Here is a 20,056-nt window from a genome sequence, read left to right as displayed (position 1 = left end):
CTGGTTAATAGCCGAGTGTTCGATCGACAAGCCCGATCGGATTTTTTCCCGCGCGGTGGCGCCTGATGTTTTCTACGACGGATTGTGCCGCCGTATGCGGTTGCGTCACGGATGCGATGTGCGGCGTTATCATGACCTTCGGATGTGCCCAGAGCGCATGGCCTTCCGGCAGCGGCTCGGGGTCAGTGACATCGAGCATAGCTGCCGCGAGGCGGCCGCTGTCGAGCGCCTCGATGAGTGCGGCCTGATCGAGCTGCGGGCCGCGGCCGAGATGCAGCAGTCGCGCTCCCATCGGCAAAAGCGAGAAGAGTTTTGCGTTCAGGAGGCCGCGGGTTTGCTCCGTCAGGGGCAGAAGACAGACGAGAATATCCGTTCCTCTCAGGAAACTGCCTAGCCGATCGTCGCCATGAAAGCAGGTGACGCCCTCGACTACCTTTTTGCTGCGGCTCCATGCGGCAAGGGAAAATCCAAAGGGCTTGAGGCGATCGATTGCCGCTTGCGCCAGCATCCCAACGCCCAGGAAACCCACGCGGCGTTCGGTCGCCTGTGGAGTGACAATATCTTGCCACTCGCCCCTTCTCTGCTGCTCCCGATATGCGAGCATCTCGCGATGGAGCGCCAGCACGCCAAGCACGACGTATTCCTGCATCATGCGTATGATGCCATCCTCGACCATACGCACCAGCATCACATGATCGGGTATGATCTCGGGCACGAACTGGTCGACTCCGGCACCGATCGAAAAGAGCACCTCCAAATTGCGATAACGCGAGACGTCGTCCGGCACGTTCCAGGTCAGCAGATACCGCACCTTTTCCGGGTCGATGCTTTTCCTACCCTGGTAGAATTCAAGATCGGGGAGCTCGCGCGCAAATATCTGGCGGAAAATTGCGCCCCGAGCGGCATCGGAATTGAAAAGAAACCCCATCTAGGGACCCTTCGTGTCACGCGGCGAGATGCTCGATGACTTGTTGGCGCGCAGCGAGCTCGCCGGGCATCTACAGCCTAGCGGCAAGCAGAAGCTTTCTCTGCCGAATATCGGTGCGCTATATGCCGAACATTTCGAACACTTGCACCAAAACAGGTGAAACCTGCTGGCTTTCCGTGCAATGCTGCGGCAAACACGTCTGCTGTCGCAACTGGGCAGCTAAAGCACGACAAGCCATAGACGTTGGCATTCCGCGAAGGAATGAACTGAGATGGGACGATCCGTACGCCTGAAGTCCTTCGAATTGGTCGCGCGCGACATTCGAGACGTTGATGTGAAGCTGCTCCACGCGCTCTCGATTGCCGTCGGCTGGCCGCATCGGCCAAAGGACTGGGATTTCCTGCGCCGCGCCGGTCAGGGCATCGTCGCTGTTGACGGCATCGGGCGCGTTTTCGGAAGTGCGATGTGGTTCCCCCACGGACACGAATTCGCCACCATCGGCCTGGTACTCACATCGCCGCGCACCCAAGCACAAGGTACCGGCCGATGGCTGATGGAACAGGTGTTCGAACGGTGCGAGGATCGGAGTCTTGCCCTGAACTCGACCGATGCTGCCTATCATCTTTATCTGTCGCTGGGCTTCACCAAGGAAGCGGTCGTGTATCAGTGGCAGGGAGAGATCGTATCACCCCTTCCACCGACATCAGTTCTGGATGGCGAATTGAGGTCGGCGTCAGCCGAAACTCTCAATGAGATTGCGGCGCTGGATGAGCGCGCATTCGGCACGAGCCGCCGGGAGCTGCTTGCTCTGCTTTCGGAAGGTGCGTCAATCTGTGTACTGCGCCGCGACGGCAAGACCGTCGGCTACTCCATGAAGCGCGAATTCGGGCGTGGTCACGTGATCGGTCCCATTGTCGCCAGCAATGATTATGACGCGATCCATCTCACGGCCGTGCATCTTAAGGATCTCACCGGCCGTTTCGCCCGCGTCGATACCCGGGAGCAAACGGGCCTGTTTGCTGACTATCTTCAGCAGAGCCGCCTCGCGATCAGCGAGACGGTCACAACCATGTCCAAGGGGCGGCGATTCCTCAACCGAAAGGAAAACGAGCCGTGGGTCTACGGATTGGCCGCTCACGCGTTGAGCTGAGCTGTGAAGCGAATTGTTAGTGGCGCCTGTCCCACGAATATAAATGATAACGACCACTTATTCGGCAACTTCGATTCCGGAGTGTCAGAAAAATTTTCGCGGCGAATTTCGATATTCCGAGCAACAAAACTAAACCGCTGAATGTTGCGACTATTCCCTACGTGGCCGCTCCCTCCCCATTCAAGCTACGGCCCGAAACGGTTTCCGCCCATGCGTTGTTCCGCGATGCCGGCAGCCGCTCAAGTGGCCGAACTCTGGATGATACCCATGCAGAGGTATTTGATTTCCAGATAGTCCTCGATGCCGTATTTCGAACCCTCACGGCCGTTGCCGCTCTCCTTGACGCCGCCGAACGGTGCAACCTCGGTCGAGATCAGGCCTTCGTTGATACCGACGATGCCGTACTCGAGCGCTTCGGCAACGCGCCAGACCCGTCCGATATCGCGGCCGTAGAAATAGGCCGCAAGTCCGAACTCGGTATCGTTCGCAAGGCGGATCGCTTCCTCTTCAGTCTTGAAGCGGAATACGGGCGCGACCGGGCCAAAAGTTTCCTCCCGGAAGATCAACATGTCCGGCGTGGCGTCCGCCAATACCGTCGGTTCAAAGAACGTGCGGCCAAGCGCATGGCGCTTCCCACCGATGGCGACGCGCGCTCCCTTGGAAACCGCATCGGAAACATGCTCTTCGACTTTCTCCACGGCGGCGATGTCGATCAGCGGACCAATCGCGACGCCGGGCTCGAACCCGTCACCGATCTTGAACGCACTAACCGCCTCAGCCAGACGCGAGACAAACAAATCGTAGATCTTGTCCTGCGCAAGGAAGCGATTGACGCAAACACAGGTCTGGCCGGCATTGCGGTATTTCGAATCCATCGCGCCCTTGACCGCGGCATCGATGTCCGCATCGTCGAAGACGATGAACGGCGCGTTGCCGCCGAGCTCCATCGATGTCCGCTTCACCGTCGACGCGCTCTGCGCCATCAGCTTCTTGCCGATTTCGGTCGAACCCGTGAATGTCACCTTGCGTACGATCGGATTGGAGGTCATTTCGCCGCCGATCGCCGACGCCGAACCTGTGATGACGGACAGCACACCTTGAGGGACGCCTGCCCGCTCCGCCAGCAGCGCAAGCGCCAGCGCGGACAGTGGTGTCTGGCTTGCCGGCTTGACGACCATGGTGCAACCCGCCGCCAGGGCCGGGCCCGCCTTGCGCGTGATCATCGCGGCCGGAAAATTCCACGGGGTGATTGCGGCACAAACGCCGATCGGCTGCTTTAGCACGATGATGCGTCGGTCGGCCGTGAACCCCGGGATCGTATCGCCATAGACGCGTTTTGCTTCCTCGCCGAACCACTCGACGAAGCTTGCGGCATAGGCGATCTCGCCCTTGGCTTCAGCAAGCGGCTTGCCCTGCTCCGCCGTCATGATCGCACCGAGATCGTCCTGGTTCGCCATCATCAGATCGAACCAGCGTCGCAGGATCACGGCGCGCTCTTTCGCGGTACGGGCTCGCCACGCCGGTAGCGCAGCGTTGGCGAATTCGATCGCCCGCCGGGTCTCGGCCATCCCCATGTTGGGGACATGTCCGACCACGGCGCCGGTCGAGGGATTATCGACCGTGATGGTGGCGCCGTTATCGGCGGCTACCCACGCACCTGCCACCGGACAGGCATCGCGCAACAGGGTCGGATCTTTGAGCGTGAGTTTCGAAGCCATGATGAAGACAGCCAGGTTGGAATTAACACGTTATAATGCAGTTCGGCATGAAGCATTCAGCGCTAAGTGGAGTCGTGGCCGCTCAGAAACTGCGTCACGACCTCGATCTGTTCGTCAGCGATCAGGGCCGGCGCATGCCCGCAGTCCGCGACGGTGTGAACGCGGACATTGCGATTGCGCCGCATCATGTCCTTGAGGACGCCTTCGGAAAGCAAATCCGATTGCTGCCCGCGTATGACCAGAATGGGGACATCGATCGCATCCCAGTATTTCCAGAGATCGACGCTGTAGTGCCAAGGGTTTCGAAAGGCCTGAGCGATGTTCGCATCGCACAGCGGCTTGAAGCAGCGCCCCTCCACGCTCCAGGCCACGCTATGCGTTGTCAGATGCCGCCAGTGCACATCCTCCAATCGCCCGAAAGGCGCCAGAACCCGCCGGTAGTAGCCTTCGGCCTGTTCGATCGTCTCAAACGATTTGGGCGCCTCGTTGAGATTGGCACCGAGACGAAGCAATCCGGTCCAGGGCAGATAGGGTCCGATGTCGTTGATGACGATGCGACGGATCGGACTGCCCGGAAGGGCAGCCAGCACCATCCCGATCAAGCCGCCCAGCGACGTTCCAACCCAATCGATCTCCGTTGCACCAAGAGCTGCCATCAACACGGTCATGTCGCTGCAATATTGCGGCAAGGCATAGTCGCTGCTGTCGTGCAGCCGTTCGCTTTGTCCGCGGCCCGGCAAGTCCGGGCAGACGACCTGCCGCCCTGCCATTGCGAGAACTGCGGCGAGGTGATCGAAGTCCCGGCCGTTTCTGGTCAAGCCATGGACGCAGAGCACCGGCCGCACCGCGGGCGCGGGCCCCCAATCCGTGAATGCGATACGATGGAAGCTGCGCCGGGTCAGCCCGCGCACCGATCCGGTGCGGTCGGGCGCCCTCTGCCGTCCTTCAGGCCAGTCCGTGGGGCGCAACTCGGTGGATTTCAGCCCCATCGGTCTATTCGACAAACCGGTGGGCGTCGGCCGAGGTTTCGAAGATATGCGGCGCGACGTCGCGGCGGGCCAGCGCGTCGCCGAGCTTCAGGCGCATGAATGCGCTGGTGGTGTAGCGCGAGGCATGATCGTAGCAGGTCCGCTCGACCTCGGCGGCCATTGAAAACCATTTCTCCGTCATGTCGGGAGCGATGTAAGACGAATCGTAGTTGACGACTGTGGAAAACCGGCGTCCGACACGATGGAAGAGTTCGAGGATCGACGCCCGGATTACCTCGACGTCGGCATCTCTATGGACCCGATAGCCGTCAAGTCCGAGAAAAAGCGTGTTGCGATCGGCATCGTACGACAGCCGCTCCGCCAGCGGCCGATTGAGCAGCCGGTCGTCGAGCTGCATCAGGGCCTCGCTGAACAGCGAAACATCCATGGATTTCGGCGCGCGGATGATGGGCCGAAAGCCCATGAGCGCGAGAATGTCGCGCTCCATATCGATACCCGGCGCGATCTCGATCAGTTCGAGACCCTCGGGAGTGAGGCGGAACACGCATCGCTCCGTCACATAGAGAACGGGCTGCCTGTTGGTTGCGGCAAGCTGGCCCGAAAACGTGATCTGATCCACCTTGTCGATGAATTTCGAGGACTTGCCTTCGCTGAGGATCTTGAGCTGACCATCCACGACCGACGTCTTGAGCCCACCGGTGGTGAAGGTGCCTGCGAAGATCAGCCGGCGCGCATTCTGGGATATGTTGATGAAGCCGCCGGCGCCGGCCAGACGGCCATTGAACAGGCTGACGTTGACGTCGCCGCGGCCATTGACCTGAGCCATGCCGAGACAGGCCAGATCGAGCCCGCCGCCGTCGTAGAAATCGAACATCTGGTTCTGGTCGATGATCGATTCTGCATTGATCGAAGCACCGAAATCGAGACCGCCTTGCGGAATACCGCCGATGATGCCGGGCTCGGCAGTCAGCGTCACAAAGTCGAACAGCTTTTCTTCGGCGGCAACCGAGGCGACTCCCTCCGGCATGCCGATGCCGAGATTGACCACGCCGCCCATCGGCAATTCCAGGGCGCAGCGGCGCGCAATGATCTTGCGGTTATCCAGCGCCATCGGAACATTGCGATCGGCCGGCGCGCGCAATTCGCCCGAAAATGCTCCGTTGTAACCCGTGGCATAGGTCTGGACATGGTTTTCGGGCTGCGCAACGACGACGCAGTCGATCAAGACGCTCGGAATTTTGACGTGACGCGGATTGAGCGAGCCGGAGGCGGCGATGCGCTCCACCTGCGCGATGACGAATCCCTTGCAGTTCTTGGCGGCCGTTGCCAGCGCCAGATTGTCGAGGGTCAACGCCTCTTTTTCCATCGAGATGTTGCCGTTGTGGTCGGCGGTGGTACCTCTGATGATCGCAACGTTGATGGGAAATGCCTTGTAGAACAGCCATTGTTCGCCGTCGATTTCGATCATCCGCACCAGCTCTTCGGTGGTGCGCGCATTCAGCTTTCCGCCACCATTGGCCGGATCGACGAAGGTGCCGAGCCCGACCTTGGAGAGAAGCCCGGCCTTGCGCCCCGCAATTTCACGAAACAGATGCGATACGCATCCGAGCGGCAAGTTATAGGCCTCGACGTGATTGTCGACCGCCATCCGGGCGAGCTTCGGAACCAGGCCGAAATGTCCGCCGACCAGGCGTTTGATCAGGCCGGGATGCGCCAGGCGGTTGAGGCCGCGATCGGCGCCGTCTCCCGGCGCCGCCGCGAACACCAGCGAAAGGTCCCGCGGCTCTCCGGTCTGCACGAAACGCCGCTCCAGCGCCTTGATGATTTCATCGGGCGTTCCCACGCCGACGAAGCCGGACGAGGCGACGGTGTCACCGGAACGGATGATGGCAACCGCCTCGGCGGCGTCGACGATCTTGTTGCGCATCAGGCTTCACTTCCGGGATTGGCGTCGCGGGCGACCAGCCAGTCGGCAATGCTCTGGCTCAGCTTGCCCTGCGATTTGCTGGAGACGAACAGGCCGACATGGCCGCCGGGCAGCGGAATTTCGGTGTAATCCGTGCTGCCTATCTTCGCTCCGAGCGCGCGCGAGCAGTCCGGCGGAATGATATGGTCATCCAACGCAAAAACATTCAGCACGGGAGCCGTGATAGACTTCAGATCGACCCGACGGCCGGACAGTTCAAAGCTGCCATCGACCAGGCGGTTCTCCTGGTAGAGATCCTTCAGCCACTGCTTCGCCGCTCCGCCAGGATGATGCGGACGGTCCGCGAGCCACTTTTCCATGCGGAGGAAATTCATGAACTTGGCCTCGTCATCGACGACGTCGATGAGATCGACATTGTATTTCGTCAGTGAGCGCATCGGCGTCATCATCGAGAACACCGAGCTCATGAACTCGCCCGGCAGCACGCCGTAAGTATCGACCAGCTTGTCGATGTCATCAGGATCGAGGCTGCGGGTCCAAAGGTTGAGGAAGCCGTGGTGCGCGGCCTTGTCCTTGACATCGGCATGGAAGTCGATTGGGGTAATGGTGATGACGAGATTTTTGACCTTTTCCGGATGCAGAGCGGTGTAGCACGTCGTAAAGACGCCGCCTTCGCAGATGCCGAGCAGCGTGATCTTGTCATGGCCGGTTTCCTGCGCGATGCGGTCGACTGCGGCATCGATGTAGTCATCGACGTAATCATCAATTTTCAGCCATCGCTCGGTTCGGCCCGGCTGGCCCCAGTCGATCAGCCAGAGATCGAGCCCTTTTGAGAGAAGGCTGCGCACCAGCGAGCGGTCAGGCTGTAAATCAGCCATGGTATACCGCCCGATCAGGCCGTAGGCCAAAAGGACGGGCGTCTTCGCCGTCGCTTCCGCCATCGGCTCATAATGGAACAGCTCGACCTTGTCGCGGCGCATCATGAGATGCTTCGGTGTCGTGCCGATGGCGACGTCTTCATCCCGCGTATTGGCGATCAACTGTGTCGCCTTGAACATCTTCTCGGCGTTGGCCGCCATGTCCCGGGCGAAGCGCGAGGTTTGGTTCTCCTGATCGCTCATCGTGCGGCTTCGCTCTTCTGGTCGCGGATCTGGCGGGCGAGCGTACGGACTTCTCGGCGGAGTTCGGTCAATTGCTGCGTCACGTCGTCGAAATCCTTGCGGGTCGGCAGCCCCAACATGGCTGACGCGGCCTCAGCGACATCATCCTGCCGGCTCCGTAACTTCAATCCCGCCTGCAGCAGTTCCTTCTGAGCTTGCAAGAAGCCGTCGGTGCGCTGATTCCGGATCAGTTCCTCGTTGGAGATTTCGCTCCATTTGGCGAACGCCTCGCGCCACTCCGGATGCGGGGAGCCATCGCTACCGGTGGCGGACATCGTCTCGTAAAACCGCTTCGACGCTTCAGGCCATGGAGCGGCAGCAACCGCATTGTAGCTCGCAAGCCGCTGGCGCATCTCGATCCAGGCCCCAAAGGCCAACGCCATTTTCCGGTCGATGTCCCAGACGTCGGCCAGCCGCGGCCCCTGCGCCATCCGCTCGATCGCTGCCGACAGTTCGTTGCCGTCGCCAAAACCACCCGGCTTTTCCGACAGACGCGCCAGCATGAACGGTGCCATCGACCCCGACCACGCCTCGACCATGCGGTTCGAGGATTCGGCCATCGTCTGCCACAGCTTCGCCCATTCGAGGCCGGGATCGGAATCAGCGGAAGCCGATTTGTCGTTCTCGCTCATGCTGCTCACTCTTTGTGCCGCTCAGGCCGCCGCGCGGTTGCCGAACGCCTCGGTGTAGATCGCCAGCGCATCGTCGAAGCTCAATTCCCGCGGATTGTTCACGAGAAGCCGCGTCTGCTTCATCGCATCCTCGGCGAGCTTCTTCAGGTCGCCCCTCGCAATGCCGACATCGGCCAGCGAGGCCGGCACGTTGCAATCCCGGCAGATCGCCGCGATCGCATCGACGAACAGCCGTGCCCGCTGGCTGACGCTCATTCCTTCCGATTTGGGATCGACGATCGGCGCCAGTTCGGCGTAGAGGCCTTCCGCCTCCGGCAAATTGAACCGCAGCACCTGGGTCAGCACCAAGGCATTCGACAGGCCATGCGGCACGTGGAACAGCGCGCCGATCGGATAGGCCAGCGCGTGCACGGCGGCGACCGGGGAATTGGCGAACGCCATGCCGGCCAGCATCGAACCCAGCAGCATTTGCGACCGCGCTTCGAGATTAGATCCGTCCGCACAGACCGTCCGGACATTCGCCGACAGCAGGGCGAGAGCCTGCCGTGCCAACTGGTCCGACATCGGATTCTTCCGGTGCTTGCTGGTATAGGCTTCGATCGCATGGACCATGGCGTCGATGCCGGTCGCCGCGGTGACATGCGGCGGCAGGCCGAGCGTCAGCTCCGGATCGAGGATCGCCCAGTCCGGGAGCAGGCGGGGCGCAACGACGCCCTTTTTCTCGGTCGTCGGCGTGGTGACGATCGCAATCGGGGTCACCTCCGAGCCCGTTCCGGCCGTTGTCGGCACCAGCAGCAGCGGAAGGCGTTCGCCCTTGGCAAGGCCGACGCCGTAGATATCTTCGAGGCGATCAGGCGTTTTGGCCAGATAGGCCACCAACTTCGCGGTATCGAGCGCGCTGCCGCCGCCGATTGAGGCAACCAGCTCGATGTCCTTGTCACGACACAGTGCGACCGCCCGCTCGATGATATGCGACGGCGGATCCGCCTCCACATCTTCGAATATCGTCAGTTCGCAGCCGCCGGCAACCAGGCCAGCCTCGGCGTTTCTGGTCAGGCCTGCATTGCGTACGCCCTTATCCGTGACCAGCAGAACACGTTTTGCCCCGTATCCAGCGACCAACTCCGCCAGCTTTTTCGATGCGCCTGCCTCGAACAGGATGTTGGGGGGTGCCTGGAAGGTAAACGCTTTCATCTGACATCACTCCTGATCTGATCGGACGTTACTGCCGCAAGCGCCGCGGCGAGCTGTTCGGTCACGGCGTCAATCGGCTGCAAACCGTCGACGACGTTGAGCAGTCCCTGCGACCGGTAGTATTCCGTGACCGGCGCGGTTTGCTCGCGATAAACGCCGAGCCGGGTCTTGAAGACCTCGGGATTATCGTCGCGGCGCACCGGCTCGCCTCGGCTTGCCGCATCGTCGGCGCGCCCTTTGATGCGGTCGAGCAGCGCATCTTCGTCGACCTCGAGCTCAAGCACCGCATCGAGCTTGATGCCCCGGGTGGCGAGTTCCTGATCGAGCGCTTCGGCCTGCGCGACCGTGCGCGGGAAGCCGTCAAGGATAAAGCCGCTTACCGCATCGGAATGGTCGATACGATTAGCGATCACCGATACCACGACGTCGTCGGGCACAAGTTCACCCCGATCCATGATGTGCTTGACGCGCAATCCCGCAGCCGTGCCTTCCGCAACCGCCTGGCGCAGCATGTCGCCGGTCGACAATTGCGGGATCGCAAATCGAGTGACGATCCTCGTCGCCTGCGTGCCCTTACCTGCGCCTGGCGGCCCCAACAGAACCAGTCTCATATCATTGCCCATATCTCGGTTTCAGCTCTTTGCCCGCGCGATGGCCTCGACGATCAGCCGGCGCGCTTCGGCACTGTCGCCCCATCCGATCACCTTCACCCACTTCCCCGGCTCCAGATCCTTGTAGTGTTCAAAGAAGTGCTGGATCTGCTCGATCGCGATCTGCGGCATGTCGGCGATCCCGTTGACGTGTGCGTAGCGCATCGTCAGTTTCGGCATCGGCACGGCGATGATCTTCTCGTCGCCGCCGCCCTCGTCATCCATCTTGAGCACGCCGATCGGCCGCACATTGATTATGGCGCCAGGAGCGATCGGCCGCGAATTGGCCACGAGCACGTCGATCGGATCCCCATCGTCCGAAAGCGTGTGCGGAACGAAGCCGTAATTTCCGGGATAGCGCATCGGCGTATACAGGAAGCGGTCGACGAACAGCGCGCCCGCCGCCTTGTTCATTTCGTATTTGATCGGTTCACCGCCGATCGGAACCTCGATGATGACATTGACGTCCTCCGGGGGATTGTCGCCGATCGAAATCGCGTCGATATTCATTTCCGCGCCGCCTTTTGGCTATGGCGGTTTTTGATGAGATCATCGACCACCGCCGGATCCGCCAGGGTTGAGGTGTCCCCGAGCGCGCCGACTTCGTCCTCGGCGATTTTGCGCAGAATACGACGCATGATCTTTCCAGAGCGGGTCTTGGGCAGGCCCGGCGCAAACTGAATGACATCGGGTGCGGCGATCGGTCCGATCTCCTTGCGGACCCAGGCCACTAGTTCCTTGCGCAACTCTCCGGAGGGCTCCGCATCCGACATCAAGGTGACGTAGGCGTAGATGCCCTGCCCCTTGATGTCGTGCGGAAAACCGACAACAGCGGCTTCGGAAACCTTCTGATGTGCGACGAGCGCGCTTTCGACTTCGGCTGTCCCCATGCGATGACCGGATACGTTGATGACGTCGTCGACGCGGCCGGTGATCCAGTAGTAGCCGTCGGCGTCGCGCCGGCAGCCATCGCCGGTGAAATACTTGCCCGGATAGGTCGCGAAGTAGGTCTGCATGAAGCGCTCGTGGTCGCCGTAGACCGTGCGCATCTGGCCTGGCCAGGAATCGGCAATGACGAGATTGCCTTCGCATGCGCCGGTCAGCACGGCACCACTTGCGTCCACCACTTCCGGCATCACTCCGAAAAACGGCAGGGTTGCCGAACCGGGCTTCAAAGCCGTCGCGCCGGGAAGCGGCGAGATCAAGATGCCGCCTGTCTCGGTCTGCCACCAGGTATCGACGATCGGACAACGTCCATCGCCGACCACGCGGTGATACCAATCCCACGCTTCCGGATTGATCGGCTCGCCCACCGAGCCGAGCAAGCGCAGCGACGCACGGCTGGTCTGTTTGACCGGCTCTTCCCCCGCACCCATCAACGAACGGATCGCGGTCGGCGCGGTGTAGAAGATGTTGACCTTGTGTTTGTCGACGACCTGCCAAAAGCGCGATGTTGAGGGATAGTTCGGGATCCCCTCGAACATCAGCGTGGTCGCGCCGTTGGCCAGCGGCCCATAGACGATGTAGCTGTGGCCGGTGACCCAGCCGACATCGGCGGTGCACCAGTAGATGTCGCCGTCGTGATAGTCGAACACATACTGGTGCGTCATCGACGCAAAAACGAGATAGCCACCCGTGCTGTGAACGACGCCCTTTGGAGCACCGGTTGAACCCGACGTGTAAAGAAGGAATAGCGGATCCTCCGCGTTCATTTCGACCGGCGCGCAGTCGGCCGAGGCCTTTGCCACCTCGTCCGCGTACCAGACGTCGCGGCCGTCGACCCAGTCGATGCCACCGCCGGTGCGCTTGACCACGATCATCGTCTTCACGATGCCGGCCACCTTCTTCAGCGCATCGTCGGCATTGACCTTCAGCGGTACCTTGCGCCCGCCGCGCAGCCCCTCATCGGCGGTGACCAGGACTTTGGACTGGCAGCCCTCGATACGTCCGGCCAGGGCATCCGGCGAGAACCCGCCGAACACGATGGAATGGACCGCCCCGATTCGCGCGCAGGCGAGCATGGCATAGGCGGCTTCCGGAATCATGGGCAGGTAGATCGTGACGGTGTCGCCTTTCTTCACACCGTGACTTTTCAGGACATTCGCGAAACGACAGACCTGATCGTGCAACTCCGCGTAGGTGATGTGCCTGGATTCGGCGGGATCGTCGCCCTCCCAGATGATCGCGACCTGACCGGCACGCCGGGCAAGATGCCGGTCGATGCAGTTCATCGCCACATTCGTGGTGCCGTCCTCGAACCACTTGATCGAGACCTTGCCGGGCGCAAAGGAGGTATTCTTCACCTTCGTGAACGGCTTGATCCAGTCGATCCGCTTGCCATGCTCCGCCCAGAAAGCATCCGGCGTCGACACCGACGAAGCATACATGCTGCTGTATTTCGCAGCGTCAGCATGAGCCCGCCGTGCCCAGCCGGCCGGCACGTCATGGATCAGCGTATCTGACTTTTCCGTGCCCACCTTGGAGCCTCCCCGACGCACTGCGATGCGATTGTCTTGATCGGATGATGCATCGTCCGCGCTCGGAACGCGTGCAGGCAACATCCTGTGATCAGCGATTTGATTTCGCTCTGAGGCGACCGGCGCTACTTATTCAGGTCAACAGTCGACGGCTGGTTCATTGCACTTGCAAGCTCGCGAAACTGCGCGTTCATTTTTTCCATCTGCTCCTTGAGATGGCTCTGATAAACTGCACCCATTTCCTGCGGGTCCTTGGCATGCAACAGCCGTTGCGCAAGCTCGAAGCCCGAAGCCACATTTTCCTCGGCGAACGCGACGGCTCTTTCGTTCATCTCCTTCGCCGCCGAATAGGTTGAGCGAACGCTGGAATCGGCCTTCTCTCTCAACTTCTGGGATTCGGTTATGTATTTCGACACAGCCTCTTTCGCCTTGTCCAGCGTGGTCTGCGCCATTTCCCGCATCTTCTCAGCCTGCTCGTTGATCTGCTCACTCATTGCACTCTCCATTGCCGGCGCTTGCGACCACGCCAATTTCAGCTCAGCTCATCAATCGGCCCTCGCCGACGGCTCACACGGTCGGCTCAATAACCTGCTTCAGCTTCTCGCGAAGTTCATCCACGAGCACGCGGGTATTTTCGCTGTAGTCGATCGGCACGACGACGAGGTGCACACCGCCACCTTTGAAAGCGTTTTCGAGCGTCGGAATCAACGAATCCGTGCTTTCGACCCGCGAGCCTTTCGCGCCGTAGCTCTCGGCGTATTTGACGAAATCCGGATTCCCGAACGTGAGGCCAAAGTCCGGGAAACTATCGACCGCCTGTTTCCAGCGGATCATGCCATAGGCCGAATCTTCCAGGATCAGCACGACGAGATTCAATTTAAGGCGAACCGCGGTTTCCATCTCCTGCGAATTCATCATGAAGCCGCCGTCGCCGCAGACCGCGAGCACGCGGCGTTCCGGATGCAGCATCGCCGCCATCATGGCGGATGGCAGCCCGGCGCCCATTGTCGCGAGGGCATTGTCCAGCAGCAGCGTGTTCGCCACATAGGTGCGGTAGTTGCGGGCGAACCAGATCTTGTACATCCCGTTATCCAGCGCGACGACGCCGTCTTCAGGGATGACCTTTCGCACATCGTGCACGATGCGTTGCGGCGTCGGGGGCCAACGGTCCTCGGTCGCGCGATCGCCGATCCGGGCCAGGATACTTTCGCGAAGGCTTAACAGCGCGCCGGCATGATGCAGCCGCCCCTCGAGACGATCGGCCAGCAACTCCAGGCTCGGTCCAACATCGCCGACCACTTCGCACTGCGGAAAGTAGACCCGCTCCACGTTGGCCGGCGTGTAGCTGACGTGGATGACTTGAGGACCTTTGGGGCCCATGATGAAGGGCGGCTTTTCGATGGTGTCGTGACCTATGGCAATAATCAGATCGGCTCGGTCGACCGCTTCATGAACGTAATCGCGCTCGCTGAGTGCAGCCGTCCCCATGTAGAGGTTGCTGCCGCCGGGTACCGTTCCCTTGCCCATTTGTGTGGTGAAGAACGGAATTTTCGTGCGGCGGACGAAGCCGCCGATGCCGGCCGTGCTGCGCGGCCGGGACGCGGCGGCGCCGAGCATGATCAAGGGCCGCTTGGCCTTGAGGATCATGTCGGCAGCGCGATCCAGCGAGGCACGATGGGCGACCGGGATCTCGATCGGATGCGGCGCCACCATCGCGACGTCTTCGGATTCCTCGCCCGCGATGTCCTCGGGCAGTTCCAGAAGAACCGGACCCGGACGCTCTTCCATGGCGATCCGGAAGGCATCGCGAACGATTGTCGGAATGCCGCTTGTGCTGACGATCTGGAGCGACAGCTTGGTCAACGGTTTGAAAGCGCTAACCACATCGACGATCTGGAATTTGGCCTGTCGGCTGCTCATGATGCCCTTCTGGCCCGTGAGCATGATCATGGGCATGGCGCCGAGCAGCGCGTAGGCGGCGCCAGTCGTCAGGTTCAATGCGCCAGGGCCAAGCGTGGTGATGCACACGCCGGGCTTGCCGGTCAGCCGTCCATAAGTCGCGGCCATGAAGGCCGCGCCCTGCTCGTGGCGTGTCAGGATCAGCTTGATCGACGAGTTGCGCAAGCTTTCCACGACATCGAGGTTCTCCTCGCCGGGAACGCCGAAAATTCGGTCGACGCCCTCGTTCTCGAGTGCGGCAACCAACAAATCTGATCCCTTGGCCATCAGCGCGTCTCTCCCATTCGAATTCAATGCTCTCCGGACGCCGTCGCAGGCATGACGGGGCCGTCGTGTTTCAGTTCAGATCCGGCCATCGCCGTCGAGATAGCCTCGCGTCCGCGTATCCGGCATCCAGAGCGACGCGACCAGGGCGACCAGCGCCATCGCCGCGACGTACCAGAAGAACAGGGTTTCGTATCCGGACGATTTCAGCGACAATGCAACATATTCCGCCGTTCCGCCGAACATCGCATTGGCAATCGCGTAGGGAAGTCCGACGCCTAGGGCGCGCACCTCGGGCGGAAACAGTTCGGCCTTCACGACGCCACTGATCGAGGTATAGAAGCACGCAATCACAAGACCGATCATGATCAGGCCAAAAACGGCGTAGACGTTGGTGGTGCTGGACAATGCCATCAATAGCGGCACCGCAGCGAGGGTAGCGCATGCGCTGAACAGGATCATGTTGTTGCGCCGGCCGATCCTGTCCGATAGCGCCCCGAACACCGGTTGCAGCAGCATGAAGGCGATCAGGGCAGCGGTCATGATCGAGCTGACCGTCTTGGCATCCAGCTTCACGCTGTTGACCAGGAATTTCTGCATGTAGGTCGTAAACGTATAGAAAAATAGCGATCCGCCGATCGTGAATGCGAGAACGATCAGCAGCGCGCGCTTATGATGCCAGAGGCCGGAGAGAGAACCTGCCTCCTTGCGGTGCATGGTCTCCGCCGAGGCCGTCTCCTGCAACGAGCGGCGGAGATACAACGCCACAACGGCCGCGACGGCGCCGAACAGGAAAGGCACCCGCCATCCCCATTCCTTCAGCTCGTCGAGCGACAAGGTTTGCTGCAGAACCACGACAACGAGGAGTGCGAGAAGTTGCCCGCCGATGAGCGTGACATACTGGAATGACGAATAGAACCCGCGGTTGCCCTTGCCGGCAATCTCGCTCATATAAGTTGCCGCCGTTCCATATTCCCCGCCGACCGACAGGCCTTGTGCCATGCGCGCAAACAGTAGGAGCGCCGGCGCCGCGGCGCCGATTGTTTGGTACGTGGGGAGCATTCCGATCATCAGCGATCCCGCGCACATCAGCAGCACCGACAGCACCATCGAATTCTTGCGGCCATGCGCATCGGCGATCCAGCCGAACAGCCAGCCACCGAGCGGCCGCATGAAGAACCCTACGGCGAAAATGCCGGCCGTCGCCAGCAACTGGCTGGTCTGGTCGCCAGACGGGAAGAACGCCGCCGCGAAATAGATCGAGGTAAATGCGTAAGCATAGAAGTCGTACCACTCGACCAGATTTCCGGACGACGCAGCCACAATCGCCTTGATACGCGACAGCTTTTGCGCCGTGCTGTCAGCGGGGATTGCCGGGTGCGATGCAGCAACAGCGGTCATTTGCTTACCCTCCCAATCGACGGATGATGCTTTGAGTGAAGTCGCCAGTGGACGCTTTGCCGCCCAGATCGGGCGTGCGAACGCCGTCCTCGCGCAAGACCTGATCAATTGCCGTTCTAAGACGGTTTGCGAGATCAGGCTGATCAATGTGCTCCAGCATCAGCCCGACCGCCAGCAATAAAGCGAGCGGATTGGCGATTCCCTTGCCGGCAATATCCGGTGCCGAGCCGTGCACGGCCTCGAAGATCGCCGCATCCGGACCGATGTTGGCGCCGGGCGCCATGCCGAGGCCGCCGACCAGACCGGCGAGCTGATCCGACAGGATGTCACCGAACAAATTGGTAGTGACGATGACGTCGAACTGCCAGGGATTCATGACGAGCTGCATCGCCGTGGCATCGACGATGCGATCGTCCATCTTGACCCTGCCCTCGTACTTCTTTGCAACCTCGTGACCGACCTCGAGAAAGATGCCGGTCAGCGCCTTCAGCACGTTGGCCTTGTGCACGACGGTCACCTTCTTGCGACCGTTCTTGAGCGCGTAGTCGAATGCGAATTCGATGATCTTGCGCGATCCTTCACGCGTATTGACCCCGGTCGAAATGGCGACCGCGTGCGGATCTTCCCCAATTGGAATATAGTGTTCGAAAGCGACATAGAGCCCGCCGAGGTTCTCGCGCACCAGCACGATATCGATTTCGTCGAATCGTCCTCCGGGAACCATGCTTCGAACCGGCCGCAAATTGGCGTAAAGGCCGAATTCTTCGCGCAGACGAACATTGATCGAGCGGAATCCTCCCCCCACCGGCGTCGTTAGCGGGCCCTTCAGGGCGAGCCGCGTACGTCGGATGCTGTCCAGCGTCGCCTGCGGCAGCGGATCACGGCTTTCCTCGATCGCGGCCAGGCCACCCTGCTGGATGTCCCATTCGAATGGAGAGCCGAGCGCTTCGAGAATGTCGACGGCCGATTTCACGATCTCGGGGCCGATACCATCGCCTGGAATGAGCGTAGCGGGCCGCTTCGTTTTGGATTGAGCAGGCATTACTATGTCCTCGAAGATGAGAGCCGCGGGGTTTTGTGAATGTCAGACATGCTGCCTTGCACTCAATGTACGGGGCTTGCGGCGGAGGTGGCGGGTAGCGTTTCCTGCTTGCTGATCCAAAGCACCGCGATGATCCCGGCGATTTGAAGCAAAGCCAGCGGTATCAAGGCCATGGGGAAGCTACCCGTCGCCTCCTTAATGACGCCGAGCAGCCACACCGCGCCAGAAGTGCCGATGTGCGACAGGGTATTGATGCCGGCAATTCCGGCCGCAGCAGTTGCCGGAGAGAGTGTCCCAGTCGCCAGGGCCCAGAATGGTCCCTTGATCGAATAATTACCGATCAAGACCACGCTCAGAATAGCAAGCGTCACGGGTAATGAGCTCGTGAGCATGGTCGCAAGCAGCGCCGTTGCGCATAACGCAAGTGGTATTGCGGTGTTTTGGGCATGGGCGTTCGACCTGTCCGAATATCTTCCCCAAAAGATCATCGCAACGGAGGCGATGCCAAATGGGATGGCATTCAGGAAGCCGGTCTCCATGTTGGACATCCCGAACGATTTCACGATCTGAGGCTGCCACAGCGACAACGCGTTGCTCGTGGCCGAGCTTCCCGCATAGATCAAACCGAGGATGAGCACATATTTGTTGGTCAGAATTTGCCACAGCGACATGTGGCCGACCTGCTTCGCCATCGATCGTTCCGACTGCAGGCGCGCGTCGAGCCAATTGCGCGCCTCCGGCTCGAGCCATTTTGCATCAGCGGGTTTGTTCGGAAGCCCGAAGAACGAGACCAGGCCGAGCAGGACGGCCGGAATGGCTTCAACGATGAAAAGCCATTGCCAACCACGAAGGCCGAGCACGCCATCCATCGCCAGCAAAGCGCCGGATATTGGCGATCCCAAAAAGCTCGATAGCGGTATCGCCACCATGAAAACCGCAACGATCCGTGCGCGATAGGCCGCCGGAAACCAGAAGGTCAGATACAGGATCACACCAGGAAAGAACCCGGCCTCCGCTGCACCCAACAAGAAGCGGCTCAGATAAAAAGTAATCGGCCCTACCGCAAAAGCGGAGAGAATACCGACTATCCCCCATGTGATCATAATGCGCGCGATCCAGATCCGCGCGCCAACTTTCTGCATCGCCAGATTACTGGGGACCTCGAAAAGAATGTAGGCGATATAGAACAGCGCCCCGCCCGCCCCGAAGGCAGCCTGCGTCAGGCCCAGATCCTTGTTCATTTGCAGGGCCGCAAACCCGGCATTGACGCGGTCAACGTATGAAATGAAATAGCACACCATGAAAAACGGAAGCAGGCGCCATGTAATGCGGCGCATGGTTTCCGCTTCGATCCTCGGTAGCGGCGCGGAATTCGTTGGCATGGCGTCCTCGTTTCGGGTTGACGGTCAGGCAGCGAGTTGGCGCAGGACGTATTGAAAAATTCCGCCGTTGCGGAAATATTCGAGCTCGTCGAGCGTATCGATGCGGCAGGTCAAGGGTATGATGGCCTTATTCGCACCATCGGACTCGCGGATCTCGATCGCGAGCTTCTGGAGATGCTGGGAAGGCCATTCTTTTCCGCTGCGGCAAGCGAATAGTAGGCGTAGCTCTTTGCACCGACGACAAGTGTCTGGCGTGCGCCGAAGCTGTTGAGATACTGCTTCATTATCAAGTCCCCCTTCGCTGGAATCGTCCGCCTCGCGCAGATCTGAAGCGGTCTATTTCTCCGATGCTGCAAAGGGATCGAGACCCGCTTTTTTCAGGGCCGGAGCAGCAGCAGCGGAAGCGAGGAAGGCAATCAGAGCCCGTCCGGCTTCCGGCTGACTGGCACCGGAGGTTATGCCTGCAGAAAAGATCGTGATTTTCTGGACGTCTGGCGGGAGCGGCCCGACAAGGTCGGCTCCAGCGATCGGCAGAAGTTCACTGATCTGTTGAAAGCCGAGTTCGGCGTCACCGCGTGCAACAACACTCGCGACCGGCTCCGCCGGAATCATTTTGGCCTTGTCCTTCATCTCGGCGGCGATCCCGAGACGCTTGAACAGCTCGGTGCCCACATAGACGCCGCTGGCGCTGTCGGAGTATGCAACTGACTTCGCGTTCAACAGTGCCTGCTTCAATGCGTCAGGAGTACCGATATCAGGCTTTGGCGTTCCGGCGCGTACCGCGATCCCGATCGGCGAGCGTACCAGGTCGACGCGGCTGGTTCTGACCGCCCTGCCCTGCTCGATCATCTCGCCAAGCGCGTCGCCGACCATGATGAGCACGTCCGCCGCCTCGCCGCGTGCCAGTCGCACGGGGATGGCGTTCTCCGTCGTTCCCATCGAGGGGCCATAGGCCGTGACGACCGTATTTCCCGTCGCGCGTTCAAATTGCGGTACGAGCTCCTTATAAGGCGTCGCCAAGCCTCCCGAGATCATGACCCTGACTTCGGACGCCTTGGCGATTCCAGCCGCGGCCGCCAAGACAATCAGCAAGCTTAGCGCAACTCGCCTGCGCACGACGATCGTCACGCTCATCGGCAATTTCCTTCGATGCAATTATTCGAGGACTGTGCTTGCTCGATGA

At 60.6% G+C, this 20,056-nt stretch carries 18 protein-coding genes; 2 read left to right on the top strand and 16 right to left on the bottom strand.

All coding sequences use genetic code 11. The annotated features are described in order from the left end of the window. Positions 1 to 4: 4 nt before the first annotated feature. Positions 5 to 928 carry a 2-hydroxyacid dehydrogenase gene (locus IVB19_RS03405; protein ID WP_018453183.1) on the bottom strand — a complete coding sequence of 308 codons (924 nt, stop codon included), beginning with the start codon at positions 926 to 928 and terminating at the stop codon, positions 5 to 7. A gap of 271 nt (positions 929 to 1,199) precedes the next feature. Here IVB19_RS03405 and IVB19_RS03400 point away from each other — a divergent pair, with 271 nt between their 5' ends. Beyond that, the gene (locus IVB19_RS03400) at positions 1,200 to 2,078 is read left to right on the top strand and encodes a GNAT family N-acetyltransferase (RefSeq protein WP_018453181.1); all 879 of its coding nucleotides are present in this window, start codon (positions 1,200 to 1,202) and stop codon (positions 2,076 to 2,078) included. Between the two features lie 239 nt (positions 2,079 to 2,317). Here IVB19_RS03400 and gabD read toward each other — a convergent pair whose 3' ends face one another. The 14 genes from gabD to IVB19_RS03330 form a co-directional block, all read right to left on the bottom strand. Further along, entirely contained in the window at positions 2,318 to 3,796 is a 1,479-nt protein-coding gene (gene gabD / locus IVB19_RS03395; RefSeq protein ID WP_247821040.1) for an NADP-dependent succinate-semialdehyde dehydrogenase, read from the bottom strand. Positions 3,797 to 3,858: 62 nt separating this feature from the next. Next, positions 3,859 to 4,785: an alpha/beta fold hydrolase gene (locus tag IVB19_RS03390; protein ID WP_085361111.1), complete on the bottom strand. Its 927-nt coding sequence runs from the start codon at positions 4,783 to 4,785 to the stop codon at positions 3,859 to 3,861. Between the two features lie 4 nt (positions 4,786 to 4,789). Beyond that, the gene (locus IVB19_RS03385) at positions 4,790 to 6,712 is read right to left on the bottom strand and encodes an acyl CoA:acetate/3-ketoacid CoA transferase (protein ID WP_247821039.1); all 1,923 of its coding nucleotides are present in this window, start codon (positions 6,710 to 6,712) and stop codon (positions 4,790 to 4,792) included. After that, positions 6,712 to 7,833 (bottom strand): class III poly(R)-hydroxyalkanoic acid synthase subunit PhaC, encoded by a 1,122-nt coding sequence (phaC, locus tag IVB19_RS03380; RefSeq protein ID WP_018453177.1) that lies wholly within the window; start codon positions 7,831 to 7,833, stop codon positions 6,712 to 6,714. Before phaC ends, IVB19_RS03385 begins: the two co-directional genes overlap by 1 nt. Further along, positions 7,830 to 8,504, bottom strand: a complete 675-nt coding sequence (locus IVB19_RS03375; protein WP_039798611.1) for a poly(R)-hydroxyalkanoic acid synthase subunit PhaE — start codon at positions 8,502 to 8,504, stop codon at positions 7,830 to 7,832. Before IVB19_RS03375 ends, phaC begins: the two co-directional genes overlap by 4 nt. Before the next feature lie 21 nt (positions 8,505 to 8,525). Continuing rightward, on the bottom strand, positions 8,526 to 9,698 hold the full coding sequence (locus IVB19_RS03370) for an iron-containing alcohol dehydrogenase (protein ID WP_018453175.1): 1,173 nt from the start codon (positions 9,696 to 9,698) through the stop codon (positions 8,526 to 8,528). Beyond that, a complete protein-coding gene (locus tag IVB19_RS03365) occupies positions 9,695 to 10,309 on the bottom strand; it encodes an adenylate kinase (protein WP_026232477.1) in 615 nt (204 codons plus the stop codon). Before IVB19_RS03365 ends, IVB19_RS03370 begins: the two co-directional genes overlap by 4 nt. 21 nt (positions 10,310 to 10,330) lie before the next feature. After that, complete coding sequence (ppa, locus tag IVB19_RS03360) at positions 10,331 to 10,858, bottom strand: inorganic diphosphatase (protein WP_018453173.1); 528 nt, start codon at positions 10,856 to 10,858, stop codon at positions 10,331 to 10,333. Then, complete coding sequence (acs, locus tag IVB19_RS03355; protein WP_240543312.1) at positions 10,855 to 12,909, bottom strand: acetate--CoA ligase; 2,055 nt, start codon at positions 12,907 to 12,909, stop codon at positions 10,855 to 10,857. Before acs ends, ppa begins: the two co-directional genes overlap by 4 nt. 41 nt (positions 12,910 to 12,950) lie before the next feature. Then, the gene (locus IVB19_RS03350) at positions 12,951 to 13,319 is read right to left on the bottom strand and encodes a phasin family protein (protein WP_143273907.1); all 369 of its coding nucleotides are present in this window, start codon (positions 13,317 to 13,319) and stop codon (positions 12,951 to 12,953) included. Between the two features lie 73 nt (positions 13,320 to 13,392). After that, a complete protein-coding gene (locus tag IVB19_RS03345; protein ID WP_018453170.1) occupies positions 13,393 to 15,051 on the bottom strand; it encodes an acetolactate synthase large subunit in 1,659 nt (552 codons plus the stop codon). A 75-nt stretch (positions 15,052 to 15,126) separates the two neighbouring features. Next, on the bottom strand, positions 15,127 to 16,449 hold the full coding sequence (locus IVB19_RS03340; protein WP_018453169.1) for an MFS family transporter: 1,323 nt from the start codon (positions 16,447 to 16,449) through the stop codon (positions 15,127 to 15,129). Between the two features lie 4 nt (positions 16,450 to 16,453). Further along, a complete protein-coding gene (locus IVB19_RS03335) occupies positions 16,454 to 17,491 on the bottom strand; it encodes an isocitrate/isopropylmalate dehydrogenase family protein (protein ID WP_018453168.1) in 1,038 nt (345 codons plus the stop codon). Between the two features lie 62 nt (positions 17,492 to 17,553). Then, a complete protein-coding gene (locus IVB19_RS03330) occupies positions 17,554 to 18,873 on the bottom strand; it encodes an MFS transporter (protein ID WP_026232474.1) in 1,320 nt (439 codons plus the stop codon). A 36-nt stretch (positions 18,874 to 18,909) separates the two neighbouring features. Between IVB19_RS03330 and IVB19_RS03325 the strand changes: the two genes are divergently transcribed. Continuing rightward, the gene (locus IVB19_RS03325; RefSeq protein WP_143273402.1) at positions 18,910 to 19,089 is read left to right on the top strand and encodes a hypothetical protein; all 180 of its coding nucleotides are present in this window, start codon (positions 18,910 to 18,912) and stop codon (positions 19,087 to 19,089) included. Between the two features lie 120 nt (positions 19,090 to 19,209). Here IVB19_RS03325 and IVB19_RS03320 read toward each other — a convergent pair whose 3' ends face one another. Then, positions 19,210 to 20,007 (bottom strand): substrate-binding domain-containing protein, encoded by a 798-nt coding sequence (locus IVB19_RS03320; RefSeq protein ID WP_018453165.1) that lies wholly within the window; start codon positions 20,005 to 20,007, stop codon positions 19,210 to 19,212. Positions 20,008 to 20,056: the final 49 nt, after the last annotated feature.

Origin of the sequence: Bradyrhizobium sp. 187, from assembly GCF_023101005.1 — a bacterium.
Classification (GTDB): Bacteria; Pseudomonadota; Alphaproteobacteria; order Rhizobiales; family Xanthobacteraceae; genus Bradyrhizobium; species Bradyrhizobium canariense_D.
This window is presented reverse-complemented; position numbering and strand designations above follow the sequence as displayed.

Excerpts from the sequence above, each read along its gene's own strand:
- IVB19_RS03400 (WP_018453181.1), top strand. The coding sequence starts at position 1,200 with ATGGGACGATCCGTACGCCTGAAGTCCTTCGAATTGGTCGCGCGCGAC.
- gabD (WP_247821040.1), bottom strand. The coding sequence starts at position 3,796 with ATGGCTTCGAAACTCACGCTCAAAGATCCGACCCTGTTGCGCGATGCC.
- ppa (WP_018453173.1), bottom strand. The coding sequence starts at position 10,858 with ATGAATATCGACGCGATTTCGATCGGCGACAATCCCCCGGAGGACGTC.
- acs (WP_240543312.1), bottom strand. The coding sequence starts at position 12,909 with ATGTTGCCTGCACGCGTTCCGAGCGCGGACGATGCATCATCCGATCAA.
- IVB19_RS03345 (WP_018453170.1), bottom strand. The coding sequence starts at position 15,051 with ATGGCCAAGGGATCAGATTTGTTGGTTGCCGCACTCGAGAACGAGGGC.
- IVB19_RS03390 (WP_085361111.1), bottom strand. The coding sequence starts at position 4,785 with ATGGGGCTGAAATCCACCGAGTTGCGCCCCACGGACTGGCCTGAAGGA.
- IVB19_RS03340 (WP_018453169.1), bottom strand. The coding sequence starts at position 16,449 with ATGACCGCTGTTGCTGCATCGCACCCGGCAATCCCCGCTGACAGCACG.
- IVB19_RS03405 (WP_018453183.1), bottom strand. The coding sequence starts at position 928 with ATGGGGTTTCTTTTCAATTCCGATGCCGCTCGGGGCGCAATTTTCCGC.
- IVB19_RS03320 (WP_018453165.1), bottom strand. The coding sequence starts at position 20,007 with ATGAGCGTGACGATCGTCGTGCGCAGGCGAGTTGCGCTAAGCTTGCTG.
- IVB19_RS03335 (WP_018453168.1), bottom strand. The coding sequence starts at position 17,491 with ATGCCTGCTCAATCCAAAACGAAGCGGCCCGCTACGCTCATTCCAGGC.
- IVB19_RS03330 (WP_026232474.1), bottom strand. The coding sequence starts at position 18,873 with ATGCCAACGAATTCCGCGCCGCTACCGAGGATCGAAGCGGAAACCATG.
- IVB19_RS03375 (WP_039798611.1), bottom strand. The coding sequence starts at position 8,504 with ATGAGCGAGAACGACAAATCGGCTTCCGCTGATTCCGATCCCGGCCTC.
- IVB19_RS03365 (WP_026232477.1), bottom strand. The coding sequence starts at position 10,309 with ATGAGACTGGTTCTGTTGGGGCCGCCAGGCGCAGGTAAGGGCACGCAG.
- IVB19_RS03385 (WP_247821039.1), bottom strand. The coding sequence starts at position 6,712 with ATGCGCAACAAGATCGTCGACGCCGCCGAGGCGGTTGCCATCATCCGT.
- IVB19_RS03370 (WP_018453175.1), bottom strand. The coding sequence starts at position 9,698 with ATGAAAGCGTTTACCTTCCAGGCACCCCCCAACATCCTGTTCGAGGCA.
- IVB19_RS03350 (WP_143273907.1), bottom strand. The coding sequence starts at position 13,319 with ATGAGTGAGCAGATCAACGAGCAGGCTGAGAAGATGCGGGAAATGGCG.
- phaC (WP_018453177.1), bottom strand. The coding sequence starts at position 7,833 with ATGAGCGATCAGGAGAACCAAACCTCGCGCTTCGCCCGGGACATGGCG.